The sequence below is a fragment of the Streptomyces sp. NPDC093225 genome (assembly GCF_044753805.1).
Lineage (GTDB): Bacteria > Actinomycetota > Actinomycetes > Streptomycetales > Streptomycetaceae > Streptomyces.
Genome location: NZ_JBIVNX010000028.1, coordinates 61,096 through 85,626, shown reverse-complemented (window position 1 = coordinate 85,626; position 24,531 = coordinate 61,096). Strand labels below are relative to the sequence as shown.

Annotated in this window: 21 protein-coding genes; 10 read left to right on the top strand and 11 right to left on the bottom strand. The window is 74.6% G+C overall.

The features are described from left to right. The first annotated feature begins 4 nt into the window (after window positions 1–4). Both ACIQCH_RS24235 and ACIQCH_RS24230 read left to right on the top strand, forming a co-directional pair. The gene (locus ACIQCH_RS24235; protein ID WP_402584051.1) at window positions 5–493 is read left to right on the top strand and encodes an Imm50 family immunity protein; all 489 of its coding nucleotides are present in this window, start codon (window positions 5–7) and stop codon (window positions 491–493) included. Continuing rightward, on the top strand, window positions 480–893 hold the full coding sequence (locus ACIQCH_RS24230; protein WP_402584050.1) for an Imm50 family immunity protein: 414 nt from the start codon (window positions 480–482) through the stop codon (window positions 891–893). The genes ACIQCH_RS24235 and ACIQCH_RS24230 overlap by 14 nt, the downstream gene beginning before the upstream one ends. Window positions 894–1,047: 154 nt before the next feature. Here the strand turns inward: ACIQCH_RS24230 and ACIQCH_RS24225 are convergent, their stop codons facing one another. From ACIQCH_RS24225 to ACIQCH_RS24195, 7 genes are all read right to left on the bottom strand, one after another. Beyond that, the gene (locus ACIQCH_RS24225) at window positions 1,048–1,542 is read right to left on the bottom strand and encodes a GNAT family N-acetyltransferase (RefSeq protein ID WP_402584048.1); all 495 of its coding nucleotides are present in this window, start codon (window positions 1,540–1,542) and stop codon (window positions 1,048–1,050) included. 102 nt (window positions 1,543–1,644) lie between these two features. Further along, the gene (locus ACIQCH_RS24220) at window positions 1,645–2,187 is read right to left on the bottom strand and encodes a GNAT family N-acetyltransferase (protein ID WP_402584046.1); all 543 of its coding nucleotides are present in this window, start codon (window positions 2,185–2,187) and stop codon (window positions 1,645–1,647) included. Window positions 2,188–2,330: 143 nt separating this feature from the next. Further along, window positions 2,331–3,086, bottom strand: a complete 756-nt coding sequence (locus ACIQCH_RS24215; protein WP_402584044.1) for a class I SAM-dependent methyltransferase — start codon at window positions 3,084–3,086, stop codon at window positions 2,331–2,333. An 8-nt stretch (window positions 3,087–3,094) separates the two neighbouring features. Further along, window positions 3,095–4,495, bottom strand: coding sequence for an aminotransferase class V-fold PLP-dependent enzyme (locus ACIQCH_RS24210; protein ID WP_402584042.1), 1,401 nt, complete (start codon window positions 4,493–4,495; stop codon window positions 3,095–3,097). Further along, a complete protein-coding gene (locus ACIQCH_RS24205; protein ID WP_402584040.1) occupies window positions 4,495–5,814 on the bottom strand; it encodes a pyridoxal-phosphate dependent enzyme in 1,320 nt (439 codons plus the stop codon). Before ACIQCH_RS24205 ends, ACIQCH_RS24210 begins: the two co-directional genes overlap by 1 nt. Window positions 5,815–5,819: 5 nt before the next feature. After that, on the bottom strand, window positions 5,820–7,526 hold the full coding sequence (locus tag ACIQCH_RS24200; protein WP_402584039.1) for a Y4yA family PLP-dependent enzyme: 1,707 nt from the start codon (window positions 7,524–7,526) through the stop codon (window positions 5,820–5,822). 290 nt (window positions 7,527–7,816) lie between these two features. Next, entirely contained in the window at window positions 7,817–8,350 is a 534-nt protein-coding gene (locus ACIQCH_RS24195) for a GNAT family N-acetyltransferase (RefSeq protein WP_402584037.1), read from the bottom strand. A gap of 95 nt (window positions 8,351–8,445) precedes the next feature. Here ACIQCH_RS24195 and ACIQCH_RS24190 point away from each other — a divergent pair, with 95 nt between their 5' ends. Further along, entirely contained in the window at window positions 8,446–8,847 is a 402-nt protein-coding gene (locus tag ACIQCH_RS24190; RefSeq protein ID WP_402584036.1) for a DUF1992 domain-containing protein, read from the top strand. Window positions 8,848–8,875: 28 nt separating this feature from the next. Here ACIQCH_RS24190 and ACIQCH_RS24185 read toward each other — a convergent pair whose 3' ends face one another. Then, complete coding sequence (locus ACIQCH_RS24185; RefSeq protein ID WP_402584034.1) at window positions 8,876–10,057, bottom strand: aromatic amino acid transaminase; 1,182 nt, start codon at window positions 10,055–10,057, stop codon at window positions 8,876–8,878. Window positions 10,058–10,134: 77 nt separating this feature from the next. Beyond that, window positions 10,135–11,190, bottom strand: coding sequence for a DMT family transporter (locus ACIQCH_RS24180; RefSeq protein ID WP_402584033.1), 1,056 nt, complete (start codon window positions 11,188–11,190; stop codon window positions 10,135–10,137). A gap of 161 nt (window positions 11,191–11,351) precedes the next feature. Here ACIQCH_RS24180 and ACIQCH_RS24175 point away from each other — a divergent pair, with 161 nt between their 5' ends. Then, the gene (locus tag ACIQCH_RS24175) at window positions 11,352–11,828 is read left to right on the top strand and encodes an Lrp/AsnC family transcriptional regulator (protein ID WP_402584031.1); all 477 of its coding nucleotides are present in this window, start codon (window positions 11,352–11,354) and stop codon (window positions 11,826–11,828) included. Between the two features lie 64 nt (window positions 11,829–11,892). Here the strand turns inward: ACIQCH_RS24175 and ACIQCH_RS24170 are convergent, their stop codons facing one another. Then, window positions 11,893–14,631, bottom strand: a complete 2,739-nt coding sequence (locus ACIQCH_RS24170) for a SpoIIE family protein phosphatase (RefSeq protein WP_402584029.1) — start codon at window positions 14,629–14,631, stop codon at window positions 11,893–11,895. 364 nt (window positions 14,632–14,995) lie between these two features. Here ACIQCH_RS24170 and ACIQCH_RS24165 point away from each other — a divergent pair, with 364 nt between their 5' ends. Together ACIQCH_RS24165 and ACIQCH_RS24160 are read left to right on the top strand one after the other, a co-directional pair. Beyond that, the gene (locus tag ACIQCH_RS24165; protein ID WP_402584084.1) at window positions 14,996–17,074 is read left to right on the top strand and encodes a SpoIIE family protein phosphatase; all 2,079 of its coding nucleotides are present in this window, start codon (window positions 14,996–14,998) and stop codon (window positions 17,072–17,074) included. Then, window positions 17,071–19,911, top strand: a complete 2,841-nt coding sequence (locus tag ACIQCH_RS24160; RefSeq protein ID WP_402584027.1) for a SpoIIE family protein phosphatase — start codon at window positions 17,071–17,073, stop codon at window positions 19,909–19,911. The genes ACIQCH_RS24165 and ACIQCH_RS24160 overlap by 4 nt, the downstream gene beginning before the upstream one ends. A gap of 443 nt (window positions 19,912–20,354) precedes the next feature. On the opposite strand, the gene ACIQCH_RS24155 is transcribed toward ACIQCH_RS24160, so the two are convergent. Further along, window positions 20,355–20,897 carry a hypothetical protein gene (locus ACIQCH_RS24155; RefSeq protein WP_402584025.1) on the bottom strand — a complete coding sequence of 181 codons (543 nt, stop codon included), beginning with the start codon at window positions 20,895–20,897 and terminating at the stop codon, window positions 20,355–20,357. 102 nt (window positions 20,898–20,999) lie between these two features. On the opposite strand from ACIQCH_RS24155, the gene ACIQCH_RS24150 reads away from it, so the two are divergent. The 4 genes from ACIQCH_RS24150 to tsaE all read left to right on the top strand — a co-directional run bounded on the left by ACIQCH_RS24150 (window position 21,000) and on the right by tsaE (window position 24,516). Then, window positions 21,000–21,512 carry a PadR family transcriptional regulator gene (locus ACIQCH_RS24150; RefSeq protein WP_402584023.1) on the top strand — a complete coding sequence of 171 codons (513 nt, stop codon included), beginning with the start codon at window positions 21,000–21,002 and terminating at the stop codon, window positions 21,510–21,512. 88 nt (window positions 21,513–21,600) lie between these two features. Then, window positions 21,601–22,773, top strand: a complete 1,173-nt coding sequence (gene alr / locus ACIQCH_RS24145; protein ID WP_402584021.1) for an alanine racemase — start codon at window positions 21,601–21,603, stop codon at window positions 22,771–22,773. A 29-nt stretch (window positions 22,774–22,802) separates the two neighbouring features. Continuing rightward, the gene (locus tag ACIQCH_RS24140) at window positions 22,803–23,966 is read left to right on the top strand and encodes an alpha/beta fold hydrolase (protein WP_402584020.1); all 1,164 of its coding nucleotides are present in this window, start codon (window positions 22,803–22,805) and stop codon (window positions 23,964–23,966) included. Next, on the top strand, window positions 23,938–24,516 hold the full coding sequence (gene tsaE, locus ACIQCH_RS24135; RefSeq protein ID WP_402584018.1) for a tRNA (adenosine(37)-N6)-threonylcarbamoyltransferase complex ATPase subunit type 1 TsaE: 579 nt from the start codon (window positions 23,938–23,940) through the stop codon (window positions 24,514–24,516). Before ACIQCH_RS24140 ends, tsaE begins: the two co-directional genes overlap by 29 nt. Window positions 24,517–24,531: the final 15 nt, after the last annotated feature.

The window sequence follows — 24,531 nt, the reverse complement described above, 5'->3', positions numbered from 1 at the left end:
TCCGATGACCTGGAGCGATCTCGTCGACAACCGGGCGGCCGTGTTCGACCCGCTGTACGACGACCTGCCGGCGCTGACCGGGGTGCGGCTGCGGTCGGTGCACCTGGACGGGTGGGCGCCCACCGTCACCCTCCGCCTCGACCTGCCCGGCTTCGCCGACCGCTGGGAGGGGCAGCCCGCCGACACCGTGCAGTGCCACCTGCAGTTCTCCCACGTCGAGGACCTCGAGATGGACGGCTGGCAGCCGCCCGCCACCGTGGACTTCGGCTTCGAGGAACTGCCCGGGCACCGGCTGGCCGTGCGGGCCGCCGGTGCCGGCGTGCTGCTGCGCTTCACGGCGAACGCGTCCGTGCTCGCCGGGCACCTCAGCGCGTTCACGCGTGCCGCGGACGGCGGGGACGGGGGCCCGCACCAGTTCGTGCGCCGGCTCGACGCCCGCCTCCACCGCACCGTTCCGCCCACGACCGCGAAGACGTTCTATGAGCACCTCTGACCCCGCCGCCCACCCCGACGTGCGGGCGGCGCTCGCCGCGCTGCACGAGCTGTACGCGACCCCGCCGGCGCTCGGCGACTGCCTGATGTTCTCCGCGCACGTCGACGAGCGCGACGTGTCGGTGACCCTCGCCTTCGAGACCCGGCAGCTGCCCGACCGGCCCCGGCCGGAGTGGGGCGGGAAGCCGTACAACACGTTCGTCTTCTCGCTGGTGTTCGGCGGCGCGGCGGGACTGCGCGTGCACGGGCTGCTCGCCGACGAGCGGCGCGAGGTCTCCCTCGAACCGCTCCCGGACGGCCGGCTCGCGGTGTCGGTCGTCGGCCCCCACCGGTCGCTGACGTTCACCGCGGCGACCCTCGCGCTCGCCGACCCCGCCGTCCGGCTGTCGGGCGGGGTCTGACGCCGGCCGCCGGGCGCCGACATCCCGACGCGCGGGTCGCAGTACGCGTGCCCACGGGCCTACCTATCGACTGCACGGACTGTGCCTGCCACCCCTACCTCGGTGATCGGCCGGCCTGACCAACACCCCTTTCACGAACTCACGCGAAGGAGGACTACCGCGCATCGAAGGCAACCCATGTGTTCCCCGGCAGCTCAGGCTTCCCAGGCACCGGTCGCCGCTCCTCGGTCCAGGCCTCGCCCGCGACTTCGGAAGCGACGTGACGCCAGAAGCGTGCCGCGCCCGCGTTCTCCTCCTGAAAAGCGATCTCCCATCGGCCAGGGTGCGCGGCCAGGACGGCCTGCACCGCTCGCAACCCGAGGCCCGACCGGCGTGCCCCACGCACCACGAAGAAGCTGTTCAGCACGCGCACCTCGCTGTCCAGCGCGCGTACGAACGCAAAGCCGACCGGCCGGTCGCCAGACCATACGAGATACGCCGACCAGGTGGGGTCGCCGATCGCCGACTCCAGCCACTCGCGGCGGTATGTTCCATCCGGGTTCGGCAGGACGCCCCAGAACTCCGACAGGTCGTGCAGGAAGAGCGGCCAGAGTCGTTCCAGGACGTCGCGGTCCTCGGCGCCCGCTCTGCGGACAACAAGGTCTGCCATCTGATCCTCCTCGAGAACGCGAGAAGCCTTACGGCAGACCGGAAGGCTTCGAACTGTCGAGCCGTCCACCTGCACCCCTCCACGAGCTGACGCGGCACAGCACTAGGACGTGCGGGCCAGGCCCCAGACGCGGAACTCCGTGCCGCCGTCGTGCATCCGCGCGCGCTCGGTGAAGCCCAGGCGGGGCGGGATCGCGGCGCTGGCGTGGTTGCCGGGCTCGTGGACGACGAGGAGCTGCTCGACGCCGGGCAGCCGGAAGGCCGCCCCGGTCAGGGCGCGCGCGGCCCGGACCGCCACGCCCCGGCCCGTGGCGGCGGGGTGGAGCCAGTAGCCGATCTCGAACGCGTCGGCGGGCGTGTCCTCGTGCCGGTGGAGCCCGCAGGCCCCGACGAGCGCGCCGTCGAGCACGACGGCGTACGCGAACTCCTCGCCCGCCTCCCAGCGTTCGTCCCGCACCGCGAGGAACTCGGCGGTGCGCGCGGGGCTGTGGTCCTCGACCCAGTCCAGCCACGGCCGCAGGTGGTCGAGGGACTCGTCGATGACCCGGTGCAACTCCGGGAGGTCCGCCTCGCCCTCGAAGCGGCGGAGGACGAGGGTGTCGTCGACCGTGATGACGTGCGGGGGCTGCTGTGCAGGGAGATCCATACGGCGAGCATCGTCCGCCGCGTGGCCCTCCGGCAAGCGGCTTTCCGCTTTCCCGCCGAGGTGCGCCCCGCCGCCCACCGGTGTGCCCCCCGGATCCGCCCCGCCCGCGGCGAGGGCGGATCCGGGGGCGGACCGGACGCCGCTCAGCGGACGGCGGTCAGGACGCGGCTGTTGCCGTACTGCCAGACCGTGCCGACGTGCCGGAAGCCGGCCTCGCGGAGCAGGGCGACGTGGGCCGAGACGGGCAGGTCGTTGCCCTCGCACGGCGGGTGGGCGGAGTCCGTGTCGCAGGTCAGGAACGGCGCCAGCTCCGGGTCCGCGGCCGCGCCGGACCACCAGGACTGCCAGTCCTCGTGGGTGAAGGACAGGTTGCGCTCGGCGTGGCGGCGGCCGACGTCCAGGGCCAGCTCGCGCAGGAAGGCGGAGTCGGGGCCGATGTGGTCGCCGTTGACGAGGACCCCACCGGGCCGCAGCTGCCCGGCCAGCTCCCGGTACACCCCGCGCAGCGCGGACTCGCTCAGGTAGTGCAGCGCCGTGGCGGACACCACCGCGTCCACCGGGCGGTCCAGTTCGAGTTCGGCCAGCCAGCCCGGCGCGCCGATCAGCGCCCGTACGTACCGCACGCGGTCGCCGTAGTGGGCCCGGCCCAGTTCCAGCAGCAGGGGATCGGCGTCCACCGCCAGCACCTCGGCGCCGGGCAGCCGGTCGGCCAGGAGCGCGGCCAGGGCCCCCGGTCCGCTGCCGAGGTCGAGCACGAGCGGAGCGGGCCGGTCCAGCGCGATGTGCTCCACGACGTCCGCGATGACCGTGAACCGCTCCTCCCGGTCGACCGCGTACCGCTGCTGCTGGCACTCCCAGCGCTCCACCCAGTGCCCGGCCGTCACCGCACTCACCTGCATAGTGAAAATCATTGCAGCTTGGCGAGGGACTCCAGCAACTTCTCCACCTCTTCGAGTGTGTTGTACACGTGGAGGCTGACGCGCACCGACCCCTCCCGTACACTCCGCCCGGCCTGGCAGTGGTCGTCGGAGCGCACCATGAAGCCTTCGCTGAACAGCACGAACCCCAGGTCCTGCGAGCCGATCCCGTGGTGCCGGAAGGTCGCGATGCTGCCCCGCCGCTGCACGGGGGAGTCCGCCGCGAGACTGGTCGTGCAGCCGAGCACCTCGTACGCCGGCAGCCGGCTCAGGCCGTCGGTCAGCACGGCCGTCAGCGCGGTCGTCCAGCGGCTGATCCGCCCGACGTCGGCGTCCGCCAGCCAGTCCAGCGCGGCCGCCAGGCTCGCGATGCCCGCGGTGTTGGGCGTACCGGGCCAGCCACCGGGGCGGAACGCGGGTCCGCGTCGGCCCCGCGCCCACACCGCCCCCGTCCCGGGCAGGGCGAGGGCCTTGTGTCCGGAGAACACCAGGAAGTCCACGTCCAGACCGGCGAGGGACACCGGCTGGTGGCCCACGCTCTGCGCCGCGTCCAGGCAGATCACCACGTCCGGTCCGACCGCCTCGCGGATGCGGTGCACGTTCATGTCGGCGCCGTAGACGTGGTGCACGTGCGTGGCGGCCACGAACCGGGTGCGGGGCCCGACGATCCGGCCGAGCGCCGCCGGGTCGTAGTCGCCGGACCCGGCCTGGCAGGGCAGCTCGTGCACGGTGATCCGCACCCCCTGCCGGGCCAGCAGGTCGCGGGCCTCCTGCCACGGCACCAGGTTCGCCCGGTGGTCGCCGTACGGGACGACGATCTCGTCGCCGTCCGCGAGCAGGTCCGGCAGCCAGTCCCGGGCGACGGTGCGCAGGCCCTCCGAGGCGCCGCTGGTGAAGTGCACCGTGGAACGCTCCGGATCCGGGTCGCCGAGGAACCGCTTGACCCGGTCGCGGGTGGCCGCCACCAGGGCGGTCGTGGCGTTCGCCCACGGGTAGGAGCCGCGGCCGGAGTTCGCGTTGGAGGTGGTCAGGTACGCGTGGACGGCGTCCAGCACGGCCCGCGGCTTCTGCGCGGTCGCGGCGCTGTCCAGGTAGGCGGGGCCCGGCACCCCGGTCGGCGCCCCCGCGCCCCCGTCGGCCCCCGCCACGATCGGGAACTGGGCGCGCAACGGGAGCTGCCACGCGGCCAGGGCGGCCAGTTCGGCGCGCGGATCGGGCACCTGTACCGGGGCGGTCGTCGGACCCGTCGCAGGACCGGTCGGACCGGTCCTCGGGACGGTCGCCGGGTCGGTCGTCGGGCGGTTCGTCGGGCCGGCCGTCGGGCGGTTCGTCCGGTCGGGCGTCCGGTCGGGCGTCCGGTCGGGCGTCGGGTCGGGCGTCGGGTCGGCCATCAGTCGCGCACCAGCGGGGCGCCGGCGTCCCGCCAGGCGACGATGCCGCCCGCGAGGCTGCGCACGTCCGGATGGCCCATACGGGTGAGGAGGGCCGCGTACCGCAGCGACTGCTCCCCGACCGGGCAGGCCAGCAGCACCGGCCGGCTGGTGCTGAACGGCATTCCGCCCCGGACGAGTTCGGCGAACAGCTCGTCGACGATGTTCAGCGAGCCGTCGATGTGCAGCGCCCCGTACGCGAACGGGCCGCGCAGGTCCACCACCAGCGGCTGCCCCGACTCGGTCCACTTGCGCGCCTCGTCCACCTCCACCGTCCTCGCGGCTGCCAGCTCGGCCGCGGTGACGGTGGCCACGGAGTTCCGTACGGCCGGCCGCCCGAGCAGCTCGGGCCGGCGCGCCCGTACGTAGCTGAGGTAGCTCTCCGTCCGGTCGCACACCACGAACACCGCTGTCCGACGCTCCGTCAACTCGGCGTCCACCGGGCGGAGATGGCGCACCGCACCGAAGTAGGCGGCCCCACCGGTCGGCCCGGACAGCAGCCCGCACCGGCGCAGCAGCACCAGCATGCCGTCCAGCGCCTCGTCCGAACCCACCGGCTCGATCGCGTCGTACACCGCCGGGTCGAAAAGGCCCACCTCCCGCACCTCGTCCGCGGTGCGGATGCCCGGGATGAAGTCCGCCTTCCCGCCCACCAGGCCGATCACGCGCACCCCCGGGTCGTGGGCGCGCAGCGCGCGGGCCACCCCGGACGAGGACCCGGCGGTGCCCACGCAGGCGACGAGGTAGTCGGGTGCCCGGCCGTCCAGGTCCGCGATGATCTCCGGCCCGGTACCCGCCGCGTGGGCATCGGCGTTGAGCGGGTTGAAGTACTGGTCGGTGTGCAGGTGGACGCCGCCGGGTTCGCCGAGCCGCTGGTGGAACACGGTCAGCGGATCGGCCGTGTCGGTCGGGTCGAGGCACTCGCTCTGGCCGGGCAGCTCCTCGATCTCGGCGCCGAGCAGGAGCAGCAGGTCCTTGATCTCCGGCACCCGCATGCGGTTCGTCACGCTCTTGAACGGCAGCCCGTGCAGGCCGGCGATCAGCGCGAGGGCCTTGGCGGTGTTGCCGCTCGACAGCTCGACCACCGTCTCGCCGCGGTCCGCGGCGCCGGCGAGCCGGTCGCGCACCATGTTCCAGGCGGCGCGGTCCTTGAGCGAGCCGAAGGGGTTGAGCATCTCCAGCTTGGCGTAGAGGTCGATGTTCCTCAGTCCGTGCACCCGCGGATCGATGCGCACCAGCGGGGTGTTGCCGATGGCCTCGGTGATGCTGTCGTACCTCACGCCCTTCAAACCCCCGTCTCCGTGGTCGGCCAGTACTGCTCGTCGAGGCACCAGCGCCAGGCTCCGTCCTCCTTCCCGCCCCGGTGGTCCGTTCCTCCGTCGTCCGATTCCCGGCCGTCCGTTCCCGCGAGGGCCCGGGCCGGTGTGACCGCGACCTTGCGGGCCACGGGTTGCCGTTGGGCCCGGGTGGCGGTGAAGTCCATGCAGTAGGCCGCGGTGTTGGGGAAGGCGAGGAGGTCCCCGGGGTGCGGCAGCCGGGGCAGGAAGACGGTCCGGCGGGTGATCAGATCGGCCTCCAGGCAGAGGTTGCCCATGAGGTGGACGCCCACCGGCGGTCCTGCCGGGGCGGTCCGGTCGGCCGCGGCGGCCCGGTCCGCCGGGTCGTACGGGGCCTCCCGGCCGGACGGGGTCCGTCCGCGCGGGACCAGAACCGGGTCGACCAGGACGCCGTGGTCCTCCAGCCCGACGTCCCCCGCGTTCAGCGCCAGGCGCACCCACGGCGGTCCCGCGCCGTCGGTACGCACCTCCAGCACCCGGCCGAGGGTGAACCCGCACTGGTCGGCCAGGGCCCGGCCGGGCTCGGCGTACAGGTCGCACAGGCTCTCCAGCAACAGCGTGCCCAGCGGGCGGCCCAGGGAGGGCGCCGGGTGGGACAGCAACTCGTCGAGGTAGGCCGCTCCGGCGGCGGAGCGGTGCGCGGGGTACAGCGCGAGCGCCCCTTTGAGGGTGCCGTTCTCGGCGCGCAGCCCGTAGCCGTGCCCGCCCCAGGTGAGCGGCGGCCGGCGGCCCAGGGCGGCGTCGGTCAGGGCGGTGGTGTAGCGCTCCCACTGGGCGGCGTGGGCCAGGTAGCTGATGCCGAAGCCGCCGCCCACGTCCACGGCGCGCGGCCGGAAGTCCCGTAACCGCAGCTCCTCCAGGGCCCGCAGGCACCCCTCCAGCGCCACCGCCTTCTCGTCCTGGCTCGTGGTGTCGAGGTGGTAGCCGACGCCGACCGGGTCCAGGGCGTCCCGCTCCCTGTCCAGCAGGTCCAGCAGGGACCCGAGCGCCTTGACCGAGGTGCCGAAGCGGCTGCGCCGGGACAGGGTGCGGGGCCCCGTCGTCTCGAACTCCGAGAGCCGCACCAGGACGCGCAGGCGGGGGAGCCCGTACCTGCGCACCAGGCGGGCCGCGTGCTCCAGCTCGCCGGGCCCGTCGGCGCCCAGCGTCACGCCGGAGCGCGCGGCGAGCCAGAGGAACGCGGGGTCCTTCGGGCCGGTAGCCAGGATCCGGTCGGGGGTGAAGCCGGCGCCCAGGGCGTGCTGCAGCTCCGCCAGGGAGGCGGCGTCCAGACCGGTGGCGGCGGTCGCCGCGCCGGGGGCGCCGCGGGGGCCGGGCGGGGAGCCGGGGCCCGGTCCGGGTCCCGGTCCGGGGCCCGTTCGGGGCTCCGGGCCGGGGACCGGGTCGGTGCTCGGTGCGGTGTCCGTCGCCGCCAGGTGGCGCAGCAGGCTGCTGGAGCCGGTGGTCTTGTGGGCGAGGAAGATCCGGCCCGCCAGTCGGTGGCGGCGCAGCACGGCGCCGAAGGCGGCGGCGTTCCGCCCGATCTCCCCGGGCAGGACGACGTTGAGCGGCGACCCCAGGGCCTCGACGAGGGAGTGCAGGAACGCCCCGGAACGCAGCAGGGCCGCCGGGACCGGGCTGAGCCGGGGCTCCAGGTACAGCGGGGCGTCGCTCATGCAGGCCGTCCCCTCTCGACGGAGTACCGACGATGCGGGCCGACGGCGGGCGCGGACCGCGGGTGCGGGCCACTGGTACGGACCCCGGGCAGCGGCCCCGTGATCCGCGATCATCCGTACGGCTCCGGCCATCATCGCTCGCTTCGTGCGGTACCTCCAGGGGGCACGGGTGCACGGGGGGCGGACGGCGCGCGGGCCGCCGTAACCCGCGTGGCGGGTGGGGCCGTTCGCGTGGCCGGGGACGGTCGGGGCGGTGGGGAGAGGGCCGGGAGGGGAGGGGCCTGGACGGGTCAGAGGACCAGGCTCATCAGGACGTCGTCGCGGTCGTCCCCGGGGGCCACCCGCAGCGCCCCGGGCCAGCGCCCGACCTCCACCCAGCCCAGCCGCCGGTAGAACCCCTCCAACCCGCACCCGGACCGTGCGCTCAGCTGGAGCCGTTCGAGCCCCATATCGGTGCGGGCCAGCTCGGCGACCCGCGTCATCAGGGCCGCGCCGACGCCCCGGCCGCGGAACCGCGGATGGGTCTGGACGTGGTTGACCACCCCGCAGTGGGCCACCAGCGGGTGTGGATCCCGGCGTACGACCAGCCAGCCCGCGAGCTCCCCGGCACGGCGCGCCACCAGCAGCCGGCACCGCTCGGGGTCCAGCCCCGCGACCAGCTCCGCCACGGTGGGGGCCACCTGGGCGGCGGTGACGGGAGGCATCGGGAGGCTGGGGGCGACCACCGCGCCCCCGGCGTTGAGGACGTCCGCCCAACAGGAGGCCAGCTCCCGCGGGACGTCGGCCGGGACGGAGTCGGCGCGGGTGAACTGCTGCGCGTGCATGCCCCCAGCCTCCCAGAACGCCCGCCCTCCCGGGCTCCGCGGCACCGGCCGCCGGCGAGGTACGTTGGATCCGTGGGACGGAGCGAGGAGGCACCGTGACCGAGCGCAAGCCGCCGGGCGTCGGCTTCGAGACCTGGGTGGAGCGGCAGATCCGCGAGGCGGCCGAGAAGGGCGCCTTCGAGGACCTGCCGGGATACGGCAAGCCGCTCGCCTCGCTGGAGGCCCCGTACGACGAGATGTGGTGGATCAGGGAGAAGATGCACCGCGAGGGCTTCGGCGTGCTCCCGCCCGCGCTGGCGCTGCGCAAGGAGGCGGAGGACGCGCGCGAGGCGGTGCGCGCGGCCCGGACCGAGCGACGGGTGCGGGAGGTCCTCACGGAGGTCAACGAGAAGATCCGCGCGGCACTGCGCCGGCCGCCGCCCGGCCCGCCGCTGCGCCTGACCGAGTTCGACGTGGAGGCCGAGGTGCGGGCCTGGCGGGCCGCCCGCGACGGCTGACCGCGGGCGACCGCCGCGCCCCGGCGCCTCAGGCCAGGACGCCCGCTATGCCCCGGGCCACGCAGTCGACCCGGTCCGTCGGCAGGCCGGCGATGTTGATGCGGCCCGTGGTCGTGCCGTAGATGGCGAACTCGTCGCGCAGCCGCAGCATCTGTTGGGCCGTGAGGGGCAGCATCGAGAACATGCCCTTCTGCTGGGCGAGCGTCGCGGCCTCCTCGGTGTGCCCCAACACCGTGAGCCGGCCGGCGAGTTCGGTGCGGTTGACCTCGATCCGCCCCCGCATGCCGTCCAGTTCGGCCTGCCAGAGCGTGCGCAGACCCGGGTCCTCCAGGACGGCCGTCACGACGGCCGCACCGTGCTCGGGCGGCATCGAGTACAGGGTGCGCGCCGCGTTCTGCAGCGCGGCCTCGGCGTGCCGGGCCGACTGCCGGGAGCCGCCGACGACGATCGCGCAGCCGGTGCGGTCGTTGTAGAGGCCGAAGTTCTTCGAGCAGCTGATCGCGATCAGCAGCTCCGGCACCCGGTCCGCCAGCAGCCGGGTCGCCGCCAGGTCCGCCTCCAGCCCGTCGCCGAGCCCGTGGTACGCCAGGTCGACGAACGGCACCCAGCCGTTGCGGCCCGCCAGCTCGGCCAGCGCGGCCCAGGCCTCCGCGGACGGGTCGGCGCCGGTGGGGTTGTGACAGCAGCCCTGGAGCAGGACGACGTCGTCGCGGCGCGCCTGCGCCAGGTCCCGCAGCATCGCCGCGCTGTCGGCCCGGCCCAGCGCGTCCACCCAGCCGTACGTGCGCACGGTGAGCCCGGCGGCCTCGAGGATCGGCCGGTGGTTGACGTACGCCGGGTCGCTGATCCACACCGTGGTGCCCGGGCGGGTCCGGCAGACCAGGTCCGCCAGCAGCCGCAGGGCGCCGCTGCCGGCCACGGTCTGCACGGCCACCGCGCGCTCGGCCGCCGAGCCGGAGCCCAGGACCAGCGAGAGCATCGCGCGGTTGAAGGCGAGGTTCCCGGAGAGCCCGCGGTACTCCTTCGAGGCGGACCGCTCCGCCAGGCGCAGCTCGGCCTCCCGCACGGCCGCCATGACCGGGGTGTCGCCCGTCTGGTCGCGGTACACGCCCAGCACCAGGTTGAGCCGCTCGGGCCGCGGGTCGAGGCCGTAGGCCTCGGTCAGGTCCCACAGCGGGTCGACGGGCGGCGGGAGGAGAAGCTCGAGCATCTGCGGCAACCTCGGGGGAGGGGGGACGGGAACGGGAGCGGGGCGGCGGCCGGCGCCTGTGGGGCGGGTGCCCGCGGTCAGGCGGTGGCGGGGCGGGGGCGGCGGTTGGCCAGGGCCACCCCCGCGGCGATCATCGGTACGCCGGCCAGCACGGCGGCGGTCGGCGACTCGCCCAGCAGCGGCACGGCGAGCAGTACCACCAGCACCGGGCTGAGGCTGCCGCCCACGGAGCTGCGCTCCGCGCCCAGCCGTCGGATGGCGAAGGCGTACAGCAGCCCCGCGCACAGGCCCACCCCGAGCCCCTGGACCACCAGGAACAGCGCGATGTCGGAGCCGGCGGCGGTCGCCAGGCCGGTGGGCAGCACCCCGGTCAGCACCAGTACGGCCATGACGGCGAGCGAGGGCAGGCACAGCAGCCCGATCGACCCGACGGGGTCGAGGGTGACCTCCTTGAGCCCGACCGTGTACAGGGCCCACAGGCCGCTGGCCACCAGCAGGATCCCGGAGCCGGCCAGCACGTGGCCGTTCAGGGGCAGGACGTACCGCCAGACCAGGGCCACCACGCCGAGCGCGATCAGGCCCAGGCCGACCGCCTGGCCGCCCCGGGGCAGGCCCCGGCCGGCGGCGACCATCAGGGCGGACACGAACAGCGGGACCATGCCGGGCACGATCGCGCCGACGAAGGCCGCCGAGGTCAGGGAGCCGCCGTACATCGCGGCCAGGAAGAAGGGCACGCCGGCGCCGCACACGATCTTGGCGGCGGCCGCCGGACGGACCGACGCGAACTGCCGGCGGCGCCGCCACAGGGCGGGGGCCAGGACGACGAGCGGGACGCCGAAGCGCAGCAGCGCCGCGTCGGCGGGCTTCAGGGACGAGGTGCTCAGGGCCCGGGCGCTGAGCGCGAAGGCGGCCCAGATCAGCACGGTCAGGGCCAGCGCGGCGACGCCCTGCGCCTGCGGGGAGAGGCGACCGGGACGCCCGGCGGGGGCGACCCCCACCGTGCCGGCGGCCGGTACCGCCGGACCGCCCGCGACCGCCGTCGTCGGACCGTCGGCGACCGTCGGACCGTCGACGACCGCCGGACCGGCGGCGCCGTCACGCGACGCGCCCGCCACGCTGCTGACGCTGACCAAGGGGTGGCTCCTCCCGCTTCAAGGGGCCGGATCCGGCCACACCGCAACGCTAGACCGATCGTCGGGGCAGCCGATTGCCAGTTCTGCCTCCCAGGCATAGCTTGAGGGCAGAATCTGCCAAGGAATGCCCGGAGAACGGCGCGAAGCGCTCAGGAGTGGTCATGGACGCCATCGATCTGCAGATCATCCGCGAGTTGCAGGCCGACGGCCGGCTCTCCAACCAGGAGCTGGCCGACCGCGTCCGGCTCTCCCCGTCGCCCTGCCTGCGCCGCGTCCGGCGGCTGGAGGAGGCGGGCCTGATACGCGGCTACACGGCCATGGTCGACCAGTCCGCCTTCGGCCTGCCCATCACGGTCTTCGTCCGGATACGGCTGGAAAGGCACACGGGGGACGCGGTCCGCGTCTTCGAGGAGCACGTGGCCCGCATCGAGCACATCCAGGACTGCTACCTGATGGCCGGCAGCAGCGACTACCTGCTGCGCGTCGTGATCGAGAGCCTGGAGGCGTACGAGGCCCTGGTCCGGCACCGCATCCACGCCATCCCCGGCATCGCCTCGATCGAGTCCAGCTTCGCCTTCGGCAGCGTCAAGCAGTCGCGCGTCTACCCCGCTCCGGCGCGGTCCGTGCGTCCCTCCTGACGGCCGGGGGCGCGGGGGTGCCGTTGGTCCTGTCGGTCCGGTCCCGTAAGTCCCGTGGTGGTCCTCACACGTCCGGGTGTTCCGGCTCCGGAAGGGCCTGCTCCGACCAGATGATCTTGCCGTCGGCGGTGTAGCGGACGCCCCAGCGCAGGCTCAGCTGCGCCACCAGGAACAGGCCGCGCCCGCCCTCGTCCATCGACGCCGCGTACCGCAGGTGCGGGGACGTGCCGCTGCCGTCGAAGACCTCGCAGGTCAGCACCCGGTCGCGGAGCAGCCGGACCCGGACCGGCGCCGAGCCGTGCCGGATGGCGTTCGTGACGAGCTCGCTCAGCACCAGCTCCGTGCCGAACTCCAGGGCCGACAGCCCCCACTCCGCGAGCTTCGCCGCGGCCTTGGCCCGCAGGTCGCCCACCGAGCTCGGCTCGTGCGGCACGTCCCACTCCGCGACCCGGTCCGCCCCCAGCGTGCGGGTACGGGCCACCAGGACGGCCACGTCGTCCCGCGGCCGGGCGGGCAGCAGCGCGTCCAGCACCGCCGTGCACGTCTCGTCCGGGCTCGTGCCGGCGTGCGCCGCGGCCGCCGACAGCATCGCCAGCCCCTCGTCGATGTCACGGGCCCGGTCCTCGACCAGGCCGTCGGTGTACAGCACCAGCCGGCTGCCTTCGGGGAGCTCCAGCTCCGCCGTCTCGAACGGGAAGCCGCCCAGCCCCAGCGGGGCGCCGGCCGGCAGGTCCGGCAGGTGCGCGGAGCCGTCCGGGTACACCAGCACCGGTGGCAGGTGGCCCGCCCGGGAGAGCACGCACCGTCGCGAGACCGGGTCGTAGACGGCGTACAGGCACGTCGCCCCGGTCAGGCCGCCGGCCAGGCCCCGGGTCGGGCTGTCGAGGCCGGCGGCCGGGGCGGTCGGCCCCTCGCCGGGCTCCTCCACCTGGTCGATGCGCTGGACCAGGTCGTCCAGCCGGGCCAGCAGCTCGTCCGGCGGCAGGTCCAGGGCGGAGAAGTTGTGCACCGCGGTGCGCAGCCGGCCCATGGTCGCGGCCGCGTGCAGGCCGTGCCCGACCACGTCGCCGACGACCAGCGCCACCCGGCTGCCGGGCAGCGGGATCACGTCGAACCAGTCACCGCCGACCCCGGACTGGGCCGGCAGGTAGTGGTGTGCCACCTCCACGGCGCTCGTCTCGGGCAGGTCCCTCGGCAGCAGGCTGCGCTGGAGGGTGACGGCCAGGGCGTGCTCGCGGGTGTAGCGGCGAGCGTTGTCGATGGTCATCCCGGCCCGGGCGACCAGCTCCTCCGCCAGCGACAGGTCGTCGTCGTCGAAGGGCTCGGGCTTCTCCGAACGCCAGAAGTTCACGATGCCCAGCACCGCGCCGCGCGCCTTGAGCGGCGCGGTGATCAGGGAGTGGATGCCGTAGTCGATGATCGCCTGGGCCCGCGGCGGGTCCTGGACGAACCAGCCGGGGGCCTGCGAAAGGTCCGGCATCAGCTCGGCCCGTCCGCTGCTGAACCCGCGCGCCTGCGGGGTCGAGGGCAGGAAGCCGATCAGCCGGCCCCGCTCGTAGAGCGGGAAGTCGTCGCGGATGCCGGCCACGCCGGTGCGGCGCATCTCCGGCATGGTGGCGGTGGGCTCGTCGCCGCGCAGCACCGCCTCGGCGAGGTCCACGGTCACGAAGTCCGAGAAGCGCGGTACGGCGACGTCGGCCAGCTCCTGGGCGGTCTGCGCCACGTCCAGGGTGGTGCCGACGCCCAGCCCCACGTCGTACAGGAGCTTCAGCCGTCGGCGGGCCGCCTCGGCGCGGGTGCTCAGCACCCGCATCTCGGTCGAGTCGCGGATGGTGACCGCCACCCCGTCGGTCCGGCCGCCCGGGCCGCGCACGGTGGCCCGCTGGTTGATCACGAGGAGCCGGTCGCCCGCCTCGAACATCTCGTCGGTGGCGTCCCGGCCCGACAGCAGCAGTCCGGCCAGCGGTCCGTACAGGCCCGGGAGCTCGGCGACGGGCCGCCCCTCGGGGTCCGGCGGCAGCCCGAGGAGCCGCTTCGCCTCGTCGTTGGCCAGCAGCAGCGTGCCCTCGCCGTCGGTGATCAGCACGCCCTCGCGGACGGAGTGGAGCACCGCGTCGTGGTGCTCGTACATCTTCGTCATCTCGAGCGGCCCCAGACCGTGCGTCTGGCGGCTGAGCCGGCGGCTGATCAGGGCGGTGCCGACGGTGGCCAGCCCCATGCCCGCCGCGGCCGCGCCGAGGATGACGGGGAGCTGGCGGCCGGCCACGCCGGTGACGTTCTTGACGGTCAGGCCCGAGGAGACCAGCGCCACCACCTTGCCGTTCACGTCCTTGACCGGCACCGTGGCCTGGATCTCCCGGCCCAGCGGCCCCTGGACGCTCTCGGTGTACACCTTGCCGTCCAGCGACGGCTCGATGGTGCCCACGAACCGTTTGCCGATCAGGTCGGGGTGCGGGTGGGTGTAGCGGATGCCGTTGGTGTCCATGACCACGATGAAGTCCACCCCGGCGACCTTGCGGGTGGCCTCGGTGAGCGGCTGGAGGATCTTGGACGGATCGGAGGTGCGCAGCGCCGGGCGCAGCCCCAGGGAGTGGGCGAAGGTCTGGGCCACCGCCACCGAACGGGTGCGGGCCTCGCGGTCGCTGTCGTGGCGCGCCTGGAGCACGAGCGCCAGTACGGCGCCCGCGGCGAGCAGGGCCACGATCGCCACCTGCAGGACGAACACCTGTCCGGCCACGCTGCGCTGGCGAGCCGCCCTGGCGGAACCCTCCCGCGACCGGCGGCGCGCGCTCAGTGACCGCACCGAAGAACCCGGCACAGGCGGAAGGGATCGGTCACCCAATCGGTCACCCACCCTTTGTAGCACCGCTCCCTGTGAACGCTCGCGGAGCGCCGCGCGCGGACGACCCGGATAGTGTGATTTCGTGACGGGCGAAGCCTCCCGCGGAGCGGCCGGCCGGGACGACAGCGTGCCGACCGACGGCGGTTCCGTACGGGACAGCGGTGCCGCGCAGGCCGCGAACGGTGCTGCGCCGGACGACAGCGGTCCCGCGCCGGAAGTCGGCGGTCCTGCGCCGGACGACAGCGGTCCCGCGCGGGCCGACGGCGTTTCCGCGCCGGCCGGCAGGTCCCCCGCGCCCGACGACGACGGCGGCCGGGGCGGTGACCTGCGGCCCAGCACCGAGGCGAAGCACCCCAGCGGCCTGCTGGACATCCTCGGCATCGCCGCCGTGGTCCTCGACTCCGACGGCCGCATCGTCTTCTGGAGCCCGCAGGCCGAGGAACTCTTCGGCTACACCCCCGGCGAGGCCCTCGGCCGGTTCGCGGCCCGCCTGCTGGTCCACGAGGAGAACTTCCCGTTCGTCCTGCGCCTCTTCGCCACCGTGCTGGAGCAGGGCGACAGCTGGGCCGGCGCGTTCCCCGTCCGCCACAAGGACGGCACCACCCGTCTGGTCGAATTCCGCAACATGCGTCTGCTCGACGGCCTCGGCGACGTCTACGCGCTCGGCATCGCGGCCGACCACCAGACCGTGCGCCGCGTCGAGACCGACCTCGCCCTGTCCGAGCAACTGGTCTCGCAGTCGCCCATCGGCCTCGCCCTCATGGACACCGAACTGCGGTACGTCCTGGTCAACCCGGCCCTGGAGCGCATCAACGGCATACCGGCCGCCGACCACCTCGGCCGGCACGTCCGCGAGACCCTGCCCTTCCTCGACGTCGACACCATCGAGGCCGCGATGCGCCAGGTCCTCGAGACCGGCCGGCCGCTGCTCGACCAGTACGCCGTCGGCCGCACCCCCGCCGATCCCGGCAGCGAGCACGCCTGGTCGGTGTCCTTCTACCGGCTGGAGGGCCGCCAGGAACGGGTGCTGGGCGTGGCGATCTCGGTCGTCGACGTCACCGAACGCCACCGTGCCGCCCTCGAGGCCGACCGGGCCCGCCGGCGGCTGGCCCTGATCGCCGACGCCTCCGCCCGGGTCGGCACCACCCTGGAGGTCGACCGGACCGCCCACGAGCTCGCCGACGTCACCGTCCCCGAGCTCGCCGACATCACCACCGTCGACGTCCTCGACTCCGTGCTGTCCCTGCGCCGCCTGGGCGGCCCGGACAGCGGGCCCGAGCTGTTCCGCGCCCTCGCGGTCAAGGCGGCGTACCCCACCGAGGCCGAGTTCGCGCCCGACCGCGAGGGTGAACTCGCCATGTACGGGGCGGACCGCATCGTCACCCGCTGCGTGCACACCGGCCGCCCCGTCCTCGTCGCCCGCGCCGGAGCCGCCGACCTGGCCCGGATCGCCCGCAACGCCGAGGCCGCCGACCTGCTGGCCAGGGCGGGCGTCCACTCGTACCTCGCGGTCCCGCTGATCGCCCGCGGCGAGGTGCTCGGCACCCTCGGCCTCATCCGGGCCCGCAACCCGCTGCCCTTCGACGACGACGACGTCGTGCTCGCCGGGGAGCTGGCCGCCCGGGCCGCCGTCAGCATCGACAACGCCCGCTGGTACCAGAGCGTGCGCAACTCCGCCGTCACCCTCCAGCGCAGCCTGCTGCCGGCCGCCCCCTCGCACCCCGCCGCGCTCGAACTGGCCTCCCGCTACCAGCCCGCCCAGGCCTCCAACGAGGTCGGCGGCGACTGGTACGACGTCATCCCGCTGGTCGGCGACAAGACCGCCCTGGTGGTCGGCGACGTCATGGGCAGCGGCCTCGACGCGGCGGCCACCATGGGCCGGCTGCGCACCGCCACCCGGGCCTTCGCCGACCTCGACCTCGAACCCGCCGACGTACTGCGCCACCTCGACCGCATCACCGAGGGCCTGGAGCACTACCTCGCCACCTGCCTGTACGTCGTCCACGACCCCGCGCGCGGGCTGTGCCGGATCGCCAACGCCGGCCACATGCCACCCGCCCTCGTGCACGCCGAAGGCCCCGCCGAGCTGATCGAGCTGCCCACCGGCGCCCCGCTGGGCGTCGGTGGCATCCCGTTCGAGACCACCACCGTGCGCTTCCGCAGCGGTGACCAGCTCGTCCTCTACACCGACGGCCTCGTCGAGACCCGGCACGACCCCATCGACGAACGGCTCCAGGCGCTCGTCGACCTGCTGGACGACCCGGACCGCCCGCTCGAGGCCACCTGCGACCGGCTGCTGCGCGACCTGCGCAGCCCCGGCGACCCCGACGACGTGGCCCTGCTCATCGCCCGGGCCCGCGACCTGCCGACCGGGTCGCCCGGCCCGGGGAGGGGCGAGCGGTGACCGGCCCCGCGGACCGTCGACCGACCGGCCGCCACAACCCGCACCGGCGCCCCCGCCCGGTGCCCGGCGAGGGCTCCCGGGCCCGCAGCACGCTGGGCAGCGTCTCCGGGCAGGTCTTCGCCCTCGAGGCACTGATCGCGCTGGTGCTCATCGCCGCCGCCGTGCTCGCCCTGGTCCTCCAGGCCCGCTACGACGGCCTCCGCGACGCCCGGCACCGCTCGCTGGCCGCCGCCGAGGCCTTCGCCAACGCCCCCGGCCTCGAGGCGGCCCTCGAGTCCCCGGACCCCACCGCCGTCCTCCAGGCCCGGGCCGAGGCCGCCCGGCAGGCGGCGGGCGTGGACTTCATCGCCGTCATGACCAAGGACGGCATCCGCTACACCGACTCCGTGCCCGCCCTGATCGGCCAGCGGGCCAAGGGCGACCTGTCCCGGGCGGCGAACGGGGAGGCCTTCACCGAGCTCTTCGAGGGCAAGCCCAGCGACGCCGTCCGCGCCGTGGTCCCCGTACGCAACGTGCACGGCGTCGTCATCGGCCTGGTCGGCACCGGCATCGAGGTGCGCAACGTCTCCGACGCGGTCGGCGACCAACTGCCCGTCCTGCTCGGCGCGGCGGCCGGCGCCCTGGGCCTGGCCATCGTCGGCTCCGCGCTCGTCAGCCGGCGGCTGCGCCGGCAGACCCACGGCCTCGGACCGGTCGAGATGACCCGCATGAACGAGCACCACGAGGCCGTCCTGCACGCCGTCCGCGAGGGCGTCCTGATCGTCGACGCCGACCGCCGGCTGCTGCTCGCCAACGACGAGGCACGGCGGCTGCTGAACGTGCCCAAGGACGCCGAGCAGCGGCACGTCACCGAGATGGGCCTCGACCCCGGCATCGCCGACCTGCTCGCCTCCGGGCGCACCGCCACCGACGAGGTGCACCTGGCCGGCGACCGGCTGCTCGCCGTCAACGTCCGGCCGACCACCGACGGCAGCCACGGCCACCACACCGGCACCGTCATGACCCTGCGCGACACCACCGAGCTGGCGGCCCTCTCCGGCCGGGCCGAGGTGGCCCGCGGCCGGCTCCAGCTGCTGTACGAGGCCGGGGTGCGGATCGGCACCACCCTCGACGTGGTCAGGACGGCCGAGGAGCTCACCGAGGTGGCCGTACCGAGGTTCGCCGACTTCGTCACCGTCGAACTGCTCGACCCCGTGCTGCACGGCGAGGAGCCCACCGGGGTCCACACCGAGATGCGGCGCGCCGCGATGGGCGGGGTCCGCGACGACCAGCCGCTCCAGCCCGTGGGAGACCTGATCCGGTTCGTGGTCCCGACCACGCCCATGGCCGCCGCCCTGGAGAGCGGCCGCGCGGTCCTGGAGGCGGACCTCACCACCGCCCACGGCTGGCGGCTCCAGGACCCGCCGGGGGCGCAGGAGACCCTCGCCTACGGCATCCACTCCCTCATCTCGGTGCCGTTGCAGGCCCGCGGCGTGGTCCTGGGCATGGCCAACTTCTGGCGGGCCGGCGATTCCGGCCCCTTCGAGGAGGAGGACCAGTCCTTCGCCGAGGAGCTGGCCGCGCGGGCGGCCGTGGCCGTGGACAACGCCCGCCGCTACACGCGCGAGCACACCATGGCCCTCACCCTGCAGCGCAGCCTGCTGCCCCGGGGCCTGCCCGAGCAGAGCGCGGTGGAGGTGGCGTACCGGTACCTGCCGGCCCTGGCGGGGGTGGGCGGCGACTGGTTCGACGTCATCCCGCTGCCGGGGGCGCGGGTGGCGCTGGTGGTGGGCGACGTGGTCGGGCACGGCCTGCACGCGGCCGCGACCATGGGCCGGCTGCGGACGGCCGTGCACAACTTCTCCACCCTCGACCTACCGCCCGAGGAGTTGCTCGGGCACCTGGACGACCTGGTGGGCCGGATCGACCAGTACGAGGGCGCCGGGGCCCGCGCCGAGGGCGATCCGGACGGGCCGGAGACCGGTACCCCGGCCCCCGGTGCGCTGGCCATCACCGGCGCCACCTGCCTGTACGCCGTCTACGACCCGGCCTCCGGCCGGTGCGCGCTCGCCCGGGCCGGCCACCCCGGCCCCGCCGTGGTGCACCCCGACGGCTCCGTGGACTTCCCCGACCTGCCGGCCGGGCTGCCGCTGGGCCTGGGCGGCATGCCGTTCGAGGCCGGCGAGCTGCACCTGCCCGAGGGCAGCCGGCTGGTGCTCTTCACCGACGGCCTGCTGGAGAACCGCACCCGCGACCTCGACGCCGGCCTGGACCTGCTGCGCGGCGCCCTGTCCCGGGCCAGCCGCACGCCGGAGGAGACCTGCGGCGACGTCCTGGACGCGCTGCTCGCACCGGAACCGGGCGACGACGACATCGCGCTGCTGGTCGCCCGTACCCGGCTGCTGGAGGCGGACCGGGTCGCCGAATGGGACGTGCTGCCCGAGCCGGCCGAGGTGGCCCGGGTGCGCACCCGGGCCGCGGCCCGGCTCTCCGCGTGGGACCTGGACGAGATCGCCTTCACCACCGAGTTGATCCTCAGCGAGCTCGTCACCAACGCCATCCGGTACGGCGGCCAGCCCGTCCGGGTCCGCCTCATGCGCGACCGCACCCTGATCTGCGAGGTGTCCGACAGCAGCAGCACCTCCCCGCACCTGCGGTACGCGGCCACCACGGACGAGGGCGGGCGCGGGTTGTTCCTGGTGGCCCAGTTCGCGGAGCGGTGGGGCACGCGGTACACGGAGCGGGGGAAGGTCATCTGGGCGGAGCTGCCCCTGACGGCGGCGGAGCTGCCGGCGGCGGTGCCGATGGTGGATCTGGAGGGGTTGGACGGGGTGGAGGGGTTGGAGGGGTTTGACTGATTTTTGCTCTGGTGGTGCGTGGTCCGGGTGTGGGGCCAACGGTGTCGGGGTGGGGTCGCTCCGGTGTCGGCCGCCCCGTGGTGTGTGGGTCCCCTCGGCGCTTGACAGGGGCGGCCTGCAGGCCCTGCGGCAGGCCCACCCCAGGGGCAAGGGGCTTCGCCCTGGCCTTCGGCCACCCCTGGCCCGGCCCTGCCTCCGGTCCAGCCTGCCACCCCTGTCAAGCGCCTCCCCCACACACCACGGGCCGGCCTGACGGGGCTGCGTCGGGTGCGAGGTACGCGCCGCCGGCGGGGTCCGTCTCGGGCGGGATCGCGCCGGTGACGCGCAGGTCGGTGACCGTCGGTTCCTCGCGGACCGGGGCGCGGGCAATGTGCAGATCACCGCGACGGGCGTCCGCAGGTCAGTTCCTCGCGGACGGGGGCGCGGGGGAGTGGTGCCGGCGCTCATCGGGTGGCCGCCGCGGCGACGTGGCGGACGGTGAAGAGCATCGGCAGGGCGAAGCCGGCCACCTGGACCAGCGTCGCGGTCGTGGAGTGGCCCTGGCCGGCGTGGGCCAGGAGGGCGAGCACGGCGGCCGTACCGGCGAAGGCGGCGGTCCAGATGGTGGTGATGACGGTGTTCGCGCGGCGGAACGGCTTGAGTCCCCACACCTCTCGTGGGGTGGTGCGCTTGGCGATGCCCAGCGTGAACGGGCGGCCGACGAGCAGGGACACCCCCGCGATCAGGGCCAGCACGGCCGAGGACAGCGCCGCCGAGTACGAGTGGACGGCGGAGTGCGGGTCGGCGAGGGCCACGGCCGCCAGGGCCGCGAAGAAGGCCGCCGAGCCGAGTTCGACGACCAGGGCGTCGAAGCCCGTTCCGGCCCTGCGCTGCTGGACGACGAGCGCGACCGCCACCACGAGGGCGGCGAGCGAGGCCCACTGCCACTGGGCGGACGGGAAGACCGCGAAGACGATCCACGGGAGGAAGGTGCGTACGTACGACATGGCGGAAGCCCCTCGGTTCGGTCTTCGGATATTCCTGTTGTGACATGTCGAAAGTAGAAGCTCTGGGAGTGACATGTCAAGACTGGAAGGTAGAGTGGGGGCATGAGCCTTCGCCACGCCCTGCTCGGCCTGCTGTCCGAGCGCCCCGCCAGCGGGTACGACCTGCTCAAGACCTTCGAGACCTCGCTGGCCAACGCCTGGCCGGCCACGCAGAGCCAGATCTACACGGAGCTGACCAAGCTCGCGGACGCCGGACTGATCAGCGTCACCACCGAGGGACCGCGCGGCCGCAAGGAGTACGCGCTCACCGAGGAGGGGCTGGCCGAGCTGCGGCACTGGCTGACGGAGACCGCCCCGCAGCGCAACACCCGCAGCGACGTCCTGCTGAGGGTGTTCTTCCTCGGTGTCCTCACGCCGGAGGAGGCCCGCGGGTACCTCGGCCGGCTGGTCGAGATGTCGGAGCAGGGTGGCGAGCACCTGCGCGCGCTGGAGGCGTCCGCCGACTGGGGCGAGGACGGGTTGTCCGTATACGGCCGGATCGCTCTGGAGTACGGCCTGCGGTTCAACGCCATGCGGCGCGAGTGGGCCGAGTGGGCCGCGACGCAGCTCCGGTAGGCGCGGTGACCGGACCCGCGGGGGAGCGGGCGCGCGGGGCGGCGGCCGGAGCCCGGCCCTCCGGTGCCCGGATGAGAGACTGGGCGCGATGAACGAGACACCGCCGCGCGTACGCGCCGAGATCGACCTGGCCGCCGTACGGGGGAACGTGCGCGCACTGCGCGAGCGGGCTCCCCGGGCCGAGCTGATGGCCGTCGTCAAGGCGGACGCCTACGGTCACGGGGCCGTCCCCTGCGCGCGCGCCGCCCTCCGGGCCGGCGCGACCTGGCTCGGCACGGCCACCCCGCAGGAGGCCCTCGCCCTCCGCGCGGCCGGCATCACCACCCGCACCCTGTGCTGGCTCTGGACCCCCGGCGGCCCCTGGCGCGAGGCGATCGAGGCGGACCTCGACGTGGCCGTCTCCGGCATGTGGGCCCTCGGCGAGGTCCTCGCCGCCGCGCGGGCGAGCGGCCGTACCGCCCGTGTCCAGCTCAAGGCCGACACCGGCCTCGGCCGCAACGGCTGCCAGCCCGCCGACTGGCCCGAGCTCGTCCAGGCGGCGCTCGCCGCGCAGAGCGAGGGCGCGATCAAGGTCACCGGCCTGTGGTCGCACTTCGCCTGCGCCGACGAGCCCGGCCACCCGTCCATCGCCGCTCAGCTCGCGCTCTTCCGCGACATGGTGGGGTACGCGGAGAAGGAAGGCCTGGAGCCGGAGGTGAGGCACATCGCCAACTCGCCCGCGACGCTCACGCTCCCCGATTCGCACTTCGACCTCGTCCGCACCGGCCTCGCCGTGTACGGCGTCTCGCCCGCCCCCGAACTCGGCACGTCCGCCCAGCTCGGGCTGCGCCCCGCCATGTCCCTCAAGGCTTCGGTCGCCCTGGTCAAGGGCGTCCCGGCCGGTCACGGGGTGAGCTACGGCCACCACTACGTCACCGGGCACGAGACCAACCTGGCCCTGATCCCGGCCGGTTACGCCGACGGCGTCCCGCGGCACGCCTCCGGACGCGGTCCGGTGCTCGTGGGCGGCAAGGTGCGGACGGCGGCGGGGCGCGTGGCCATGGACCAGTTCGTGGTCGACCTCGGCACCGACACGGTGCGCACCGGCGACGAGGCCGTCCTGTTCGGGCCGGGCGACGCCGGGGAGCCCACCGCCGAGGACTGGGCCCAGGCCGCGGGCACCATCGCGTACGAGATCGTGACGCGCATCGGTCCCCGCGTCCCGCGCGTCTACCTCAACGAGGAACCCGCGTCCGGGTCCGCACCCGAAGCGACGTCCTGAACCTCCCGACGACCTGACCCTTCCCCGAGGTGGGTGCCGTGAGCGAGAACTGGCGCAAGGCCGGCCTGGCCGGTGCCGCGATCGGCGTCATAGCCGCCGGCGCGGCGGCCGGCGTGGCCGTGGAGCGGCTGACCGTCGGGCGCGGGGTGCGCCGGCAGGCGCGGTTGGCGCTCGACGCCGCCGGCCCGTACGGGTCGCTGCGCGGCACCCCGGGCCGGGTGCGCGCCGAGGACGGCACCGAGCTGTACTACGAGGTCGACGAGGCGCCCGAGCCCAAGCGCGGCCGGCTGCGGCGCAAGGCCGCGGCGGCGCCGACGGTGGTGTTCTGCCACGGCTACTGCCTCAGCCAGGACGCCTGGCACTTCCAGCGCGCCGCGCTGCGCGGGCTCGTCCGCACGGTCCACTGGGACCAGCGCAGCCACGGTCGTTCGGGGCGCGGGCTCGCCCAGGCCGACGGCGTACCCGTCAGCATCGACCAGCTCGGCCGCGACCTGGAGGCCGTCATCGGGGCGGCCGCGCCCGAGGGGCCGCTGGTGCTCGTGGGGCACTCCATGGGCGGTATGACGATCATGGCGTTGGGGCAGCAGTTCCCGGAGCTGGTCCGCGAGCGGGTGGTGGGCGTGGCCCTGGTCGGGACCTCCAGCGGGGGACTGGGGGAGGTCACGTACGGTCTGCCGGCGGCGAGCGTGCCGGTCGTACGGCGCGTGCTGCCGGGGGTGCTGCGCGCGCTCGGCGCCGAGGTGGACCTGGTGGAGCGGGGGCGGCGGGCGACCGCGGACCTGTTCGCCGGGATGATCAAGAAGTATTCGTTCGCGGGGAAGGACGTCGATCCGGCGGTGGCGCGGTTCGCCGAGCGGATGATCGAGAGCACCCCCATCGACGTGGTCGCGGAGTTCTACCCGGCCTTCCACGCCCACGACAAGACGGCGGCGCTGGAGGTGTTCGACGGGCTGCCGGTCCTGGTGCTGGCCGGTGACGAGGACCTGATCACCCCACTCGCGCACAGCGAGGTCATCGCGGGCCGGCTGCCGGAGGCCGAGCTGGCCGTCGTCCCCGAGGCCGGGCACCTGGTGATGCTGGAGCATCCGGAGACCGTCACCGGGCGGCTGACGGAGCTGCTGGCGCGGGCGGGCGTGCTGCCGGCAGCGGCTAACGTTGGCGCGTATGGAAGCACCGCACATCCGGCCCGCTGAGGCCGATGACCCCGTCACCGGGATGGAGCCGCTCACCGGGCCGGACCCCGAGCCCGCGCCCGCCGTGCGCGTCACCGTCGACTCCCCCGAGCGGATGCAGCGGCTCGGCCGTGCCCTCGCGGGCCTGCTGCGCCCCGGCGACCTCGTCCTCCTCACCGGCGAACTGGGGGCGGGCAAGACCACGCTGACCCGGGGTCTGGGCGAGGGGCTGGGCGTGCGCGGGGCCGTGACCTCGCCGACGTTCGTGATCGCCCGGGTGCACCCGTCGCTGGGCGACGGGCCGCCGCTGGTGCACGTCGACGCCTACCGGCTGGGCGGGGGGCTCGACGAGATGGAGGACCTGGACCTCGACGTCTCGCTGCCGGATTCGGTGGTCGTGGTGGAGTGGGGCGACGGGAAGGTCGAGGAGCTGTCGGACGACCGGCTGCACGTCGTCATCGCGCGGGCGGTCGGGCACGAGGAGGTCCTCGACGACGTGCGCGAGGTCGTCGTCACCGGTATCGGCGCCCGCTGGGACACGGCCGAACTGACGCTCCTCAAGGACGCGTAGGGCCCGGCCCGCGCT